The sequence below is a fragment of the Stieleria sp. genome (genome assembly GCF_041595215.1).
Taxonomy (GTDB): domain Bacteria; phylum Planctomycetota; class Planctomycetia; order Pirellulales; family Pirellulaceae; genus Stieleria; species Stieleria magnilauensis.
Genome location: NZ_JBFHKV010000539.1, coordinates 1 through 5,582, shown reverse-complemented (window position 1 = coordinate 5,582; position 5,582 = coordinate 1). Strand labels below are relative to the sequence as shown.

The window sequence follows — 5,582 nt, the reverse complement described above, 5'->3', positions numbered from 1 at the left end:
CACAATCGCGCCGCGGGATTGGAGAGGGAGGGCAACTCTGGTGGTTGGCACTAGTTCGCGATTTGCTCTTTCGGCGGCGTCCGGTCGGAGGTTGGAGGTTGGAGGTAGGAAGATTTAGGAGGTAGGAAGATTGGGTTCCTTTCCGTCAAAGCCTTTGCCCGCAGACACGTTCGTGTGCCATGTCCTGGTCCGCGTCGGAGAATGGTCAAAAGATGGGGTGGTCAAAAAATGGTGGTGAACGAAGAGTCATCGCAGCGCGGTGGCTGCATTTTTTGACCAACCAATGTCTTGACCCCAGCCCAGCGTCCCAGCCCATCGCACTTGCGGCCTGGGCAAACCTGGGGCATCTCGCGAAGGAGCGTCATTGTGGTGGTGCCGATTTCTCAACGGGGTGGTTTTGACAACCCGACAGGGTGGCGTAGGGTTTTCTGAGTCGCATCACCCGCAGATCAACCGGGCCAAACGCATTCGATTCCCTACCGCGATGCCACGACATTGCCAGAAATGCGTTCCGATCGATCCACGGGAACGTTGACGGCGGCCGAATCACGCACCTCATTTTTTGTCATCACAAGAGTGATCAAGGCGTTTCGACGACCTGATGTATCACGATCCGGGGATCAACTATGCGAACAGCCGCTCTCGTCACCAGCCTGTTAGTAGCGACCTCGCTAGCGATGGTTAGTATCGCAGCACGGTCTCACAAACCGGAAGCGTCGACCGAAGGAAACACCTACTTCACCGACATCGTGGCCAGTCGGGACAAGACATTGCTCGACAAGTTTCAAGCGTCGCTCGACCCGACGATCATGAGAGCCTGTGTGGATCACTATGATCGAGGCGGGCAAATGGACCTCGATCGCCTTGCCACCTGCGGAGACTTCGACGCGTATGCCGCCTACCTGCGTGTCTCAAAATTCGAGGCGGTCAAGAAATTCGAATACGTCTTGCTGCACTCTTCGTCAAAACTGGAATTCGACGATCGGCTTGCTCGTTGACTCGGCTGGAGGTAGGAAGATTTAGGAGGTAGGAAGATTTTGTTTCTCCCCGTCAGTGCCCTTGAGTGCAGACGTCTTGGTGTGCCGAGTCCTGTTCCGCGTCGGAGATTGGTCAAACCATTGGGTGGTCAAAAATGATGGGGACCGGGGAGTTATTGCTGCGAGCTGGCTGCAGTTCTCGGTCAACGTACCTGTTGGCGCCACTTCTCGAGCAGTTCCCGGTCTTGGCCGAGCGTTTGCTCGTTGGCGCCAACCGATTCGAATTCCGCCTGGATTTCCAACGCCCGCGTCATGGCGGCGATTGCGTCCGCCCAACGTGCGTCACGTGCGAGTGCAAGCGACTTGTTGCGGTAGAGCCAAAACCATTGGCCTGCATACGCTTGGTGGGAAAGTGCTGGATCGGCTGCTGATTCCGCATCTTCGAGCAGTTCGGCTTCTTCGCGGTAAGCGTCGACAGCACCCTGATTCTCTTGAAATTGAAAGTTCAGCAAATCACCCAACAAATGGTGAATGTGGCTTCCTTGCACGATCGCTGCGGTCGAACGTGGCGGCTGATGCTGAAGGCTATTGGACAGCGCGGCCAAGAGCAGCCGTTGCGCCTCGACATCTTTGACACGGCTCAATTCCTGATTGAGCTGCAACGCATGTTCAAGAAGGTGGTCAACGGCGTCTTCGGTGGAGTCGAAGAATGGGCGTCCGCCGATGCGGTCAAGTTGTTCGGTCAGGTCGCGAACGCGGCGATGCACCCGATCACGATCGATCGAGTCACTTTCAATCCATTGAATCAACTGGTTGCACTTGTAACGCCACTGACGAGGGTGGACGCGATCTCGGCTCTGTCGACCGAGACGAAGCATCGCGCTGACCGCATCGATCGGACGGACTGATTCGATTGGACTGGCGGGCCTGGGCGTGATCTCGTCGCCGTGAAACCCGCTTTCGACAAGTTTTTCTCGGACCGCAACCAAATCCCAAACCGCGATGTCGCCGCCGTCCAATCCATAGGCGACTTGGCGACCATCGCGGCTCCAGGTCGCCGACGTGATCGCGTTGTTCCAGTCGGGCAGTTGAACAACGGGTTGGAAATCCGCAGTCCGAATCAGCTGTCGACCACAAAAGATCTGCCGTCGATCCGGTGAAAGCAAGACTGGCGGCTGCAAGTGACGGCCTTGCGTGCGGACCACTTCGTTCGTGTCCAGATTCCAAAGGTGCGCGTCATCGGCAACGAAAAGCAAGCGAGTCTCATCAAGAAACACAAGCGAGTCGGGACCGATGCGGCGTTCCGTCTTCAGGACGCGGGGTGCGCCGGGCCGGTCGATGGCGTCGACGAGGATACCGTCATTGGAAGCGAAGGCGATTCGACGCCCCGAAGGACTGAGCGTTGCAGGTTTGCGAGCGTCCGGATGGATCTGCAACGGTTCCAATTCCCAACGCATCGGTTTCGGAGGAGATGTGGATTCGGCCGCTGCTCCGGCGGCGGCTTTTGAGTGGACGTGCCAGGCGTGAGACTGACCGGCGAAGTTGCCGACTGCCAATAGCATCTCGCCCGAATCGGAGAAGACGATTCGCGAGGGAGTTGCATCACAATCACCCTCGGCAATCAGCACTCCGGTCCCAACATCCCACAGTTGCAATCGACCATTCCAGGCGGCCAGCAGTGCTCCGTCGGGGCTGAAGGTGGATGCCGAGCCGATGAATTCGAATGCGAGTTCGCCGGTCTCCACGTTCCAGACCTTGGTTTCGTTCCCGCCGTAGTAGCGTCCCGTCGAAAGTAAGAGTTGCCCATCGGGACTCAGGCAAACGGTCTCAACAATCCGGTCGTGAGCGCTGATTCGCGTTCTTTGGTCACCCTGCAACGCTGCGACGCGAGGTCGGCGATCACCGATCCAAACGGCGTTTCGTCCGTCGGAAGAAAGACCCACTGATGAACGATCGTTGTCGGCAGCGAACGAGACAATCGGCTGACCGTAGCGGGCTGAAAGCCAAACCGTTTCGGTGGGGGTGCGAACGAGGACGTCGCCATCGCTGCCGACGAAAGAAACGACGGTGCATCTGCCCAATTCGTCGTGTTTTGCGATCCGCTCGCCGCTACCGACCGCAAACACTTCGACTCCGAAGTAGCCGCCGCACGCGACAAATCTGCCGCTGGGACTGAGCCTCACATTCTGCAGGGCACCGACACTTGCGTTGATCGATCGGACGAGTCGATCGGTGTGCAGGTCGTAGACCTGAAGGTCGTCGTCGATCGATTTCTCATCAAGCCACGAACGCCCCAAGGCCAGGAAGTCGTTGTTTAGGTCGAATCGCGGCGACACGGGAATGGCGGTTTGCCGAACGGAACATCCACGCGACGGATCGAATGATGCAATCGAAAAATGGATCTCAGCAAGCCCATCGAGTCGACGCTGCGGATCTGAGACCGCTGCGCCGGACCCTCGCGTGTGCCAGACATTCGGATCAAGAAAATGTGATGATTCCGATTCGAGCCCAACGATGTGTCGCGCATCCGGCGACACATCGATACCGAAAAAACTCTCCGGCAGATTCGGCGGATTCAATGGCTCGGCCGGCGAGTACGATCGTCCATCCCAGACCCAATGGCTGATTTCGGATCCTCCTTGGCCGATCGCCCGCACGTACCGTGTCGCCCCATCGCCGAACGAGAGATCGACATCAATTCTGGTGATGGGAATCGACATCACTTGAGCTTCAAAAACTTTCGTTTCGCTTTCCAAATCAAACGCGACCAGCACCCCGTTCTCCGATCCGACGATCAAATGATTGCGCTGGCGGCAAACATTGGCGGTTGTGATTTCCGCGTCTAATTCCTCTAGGACGACGGGCTCTCGTGCGCCGACGTGCCCGAGGCTGTTGACCAGCAGTTGTCGCAACTGTTGAAGATCTTTCGCATCGGTGTCGAGTGACTTCGCCTCGGCAACCAACTGTTCGATCCGCTGCCCATAGCCGACGGGCCGCACCTGACTGAGGTATTCAGCTTCATTGGCAAGCGCACGATACAGCGATCGAACGGTTTGTCCACGCGAACGCTTGAGATCGATCAGGGAGCGATTGAGCTGGCTTTGGTACCAGACGCTTCCGGCAACCAGCGTGAATGCGGCAAGCAAACAACAGCAGGTGAGGGCAGCTACAGTGGGATGGCGTCGCGACCACTTCCAAACGGTTTCGACGATGCCAACAGGTCTCGCCCGGATCGGATTTCCGTCGATAAATCGTTGCAAGTCGGATTCAAGCGATGCGGCGTCGCAATAGCGGCGATCCGGATCCTTCTGCAGGCACTTGATACAAATCGTATTCAAATCGATCGGGATGGCGGGATTGAGTTGCCGCGGGGCGACCGGATCGCGATCCACGACCAGACGCACGGTTTCGGCGGCATTGTGTCCTTGAAAGGGCGGGCGTGCAGTCAACATGCAATAGAGCGTCGCCCCGATCGAATAGACATCGGCCCTCTCATCGGCACCACTTGCCCCGCCTGAGGCCTGTTCCGGCGCCATGTAACTGGGCGTGCCGAGCACCTGCTCCGTCGCGGTCAAATCACTTGCGCTGTCCCGTCGGCGTGCCAACCCGAAATCTGTAATCCGCGGCCGTTGGTTCTGATCGAGCAAGATGTTGGCCGGCTTGATGTCGCGATGAACGACGCCCCGCTGGTGCGCATAGGCGACTGCGGCAGCCACTTGCCGAGCGATCGCAGCGGCGGTCTGGGGTTTTAGCGGTTCCTTGGAAATACGTTGGGCCAAGCTTTCGCCCTCAATCAGTCCCATCGTAAAGAACGGTTGCCCACCATGCTCACCGACTTCGTAAACGGGGACGATGCCCGGGTGATCCAGCGCGGCCGCCGCTTCGGCCTCGATGCGAAACCGACTCCGCTCTTCGGCGTAGGCAAACGGCCCTGCCAGCATCATCTTGAGCGCCACGACTCGATTGAGTGATCGATCGCGGGCGCGGAAGACGACGCCCATGCCTCCGCGCCCAACTTGACCGAGGATTTCGTAGGAACCGATCTGATCGGGGACGCTGGTTGTGACGTCACCATGCGGTTGGGACGGGGGATTCGATTGCGTTCCGCCCCCGTCCGAGTGGTCCTGTGGCTGGGCCGATCGGACTCGGTTGATCAGTCCCAGGACCCGCATTGCCGCGTCGAAGTCAGCCGAACCCATGGCGGCCTCGGTGTCATCATCACCGGTGGGAGTTTCGCCGGCGAGTTGCTGATCCACACGTTCCAACTGCAACGCGAATTGATCGTCGATGTCTCGTCGTTCGCGTTCAATCATCTTGACGATCCATCTCCTTCTGCAACCGAACGATCGCCCGCGACCAAAGTTTTCTTGCCGCGTCGGCCGACCGCTGGGTGCGTTGCCCGATTTCGACGAAAGACAATCGTTGCCAGTTTCGCAGCTTGATGACTTCGCGTTCGACTTCACTGAGTGTTTCGATTGCCCGATGCAGTTGCTTCTCCTGTTCTTTCAACGCGGCCGCTGTGGAGGGCGAATCACCGAGGTCGACGAACTTGCTTGCTTGGTTGCCGACACTCTCGTCTGGCATGGGGAGTTCCAGGTTGACGTT

The 5,582-nt window shown here is 58.2% G+C and carries 3 protein-coding genes; 1 reads left to right on the top strand and 2 read right to left on the bottom strand.

Annotation, left to right across the window (positions count from 1 at the left end; translation table 11 throughout):
- Positions 1 to 677: 677 nt before the first annotated feature.
- Positions 678 to 998 (top strand): hypothetical protein, encoded by a 321-nt coding sequence (locus tag ABX749_RS19595; protein WP_372897454.1) that lies wholly within the window; start codon positions 678 to 680, stop codon positions 996 to 998.
- Positions 999 to 1,180: 182 nt separating this feature from the next.
- On the opposite strand, the gene ABX749_RS19590 is transcribed toward ABX749_RS19595, so the two are convergent.
- Together ABX749_RS19590 and ABX749_RS19585 are read right to left on the bottom strand one after the other, a co-directional pair.
- Complete coding sequence (locus tag ABX749_RS19590; RefSeq protein WP_372897453.1) at positions 1,181 to 5,290, bottom strand: WD40 repeat domain-containing serine/threonine protein kinase; 4,110 nt, start codon at positions 5,288 to 5,290, stop codon at positions 1,181 to 1,183.
- Positions 5,283 to 5,582: sigma-70 family RNA polymerase sigma factor (locus ABX749_RS19585; protein ID WP_372897452.1), on the bottom strand; the 300-nt coding region annotated here is incomplete at its 5' end. The genes ABX749_RS19585 and ABX749_RS19590, both read right to left, overlap by 8 nt.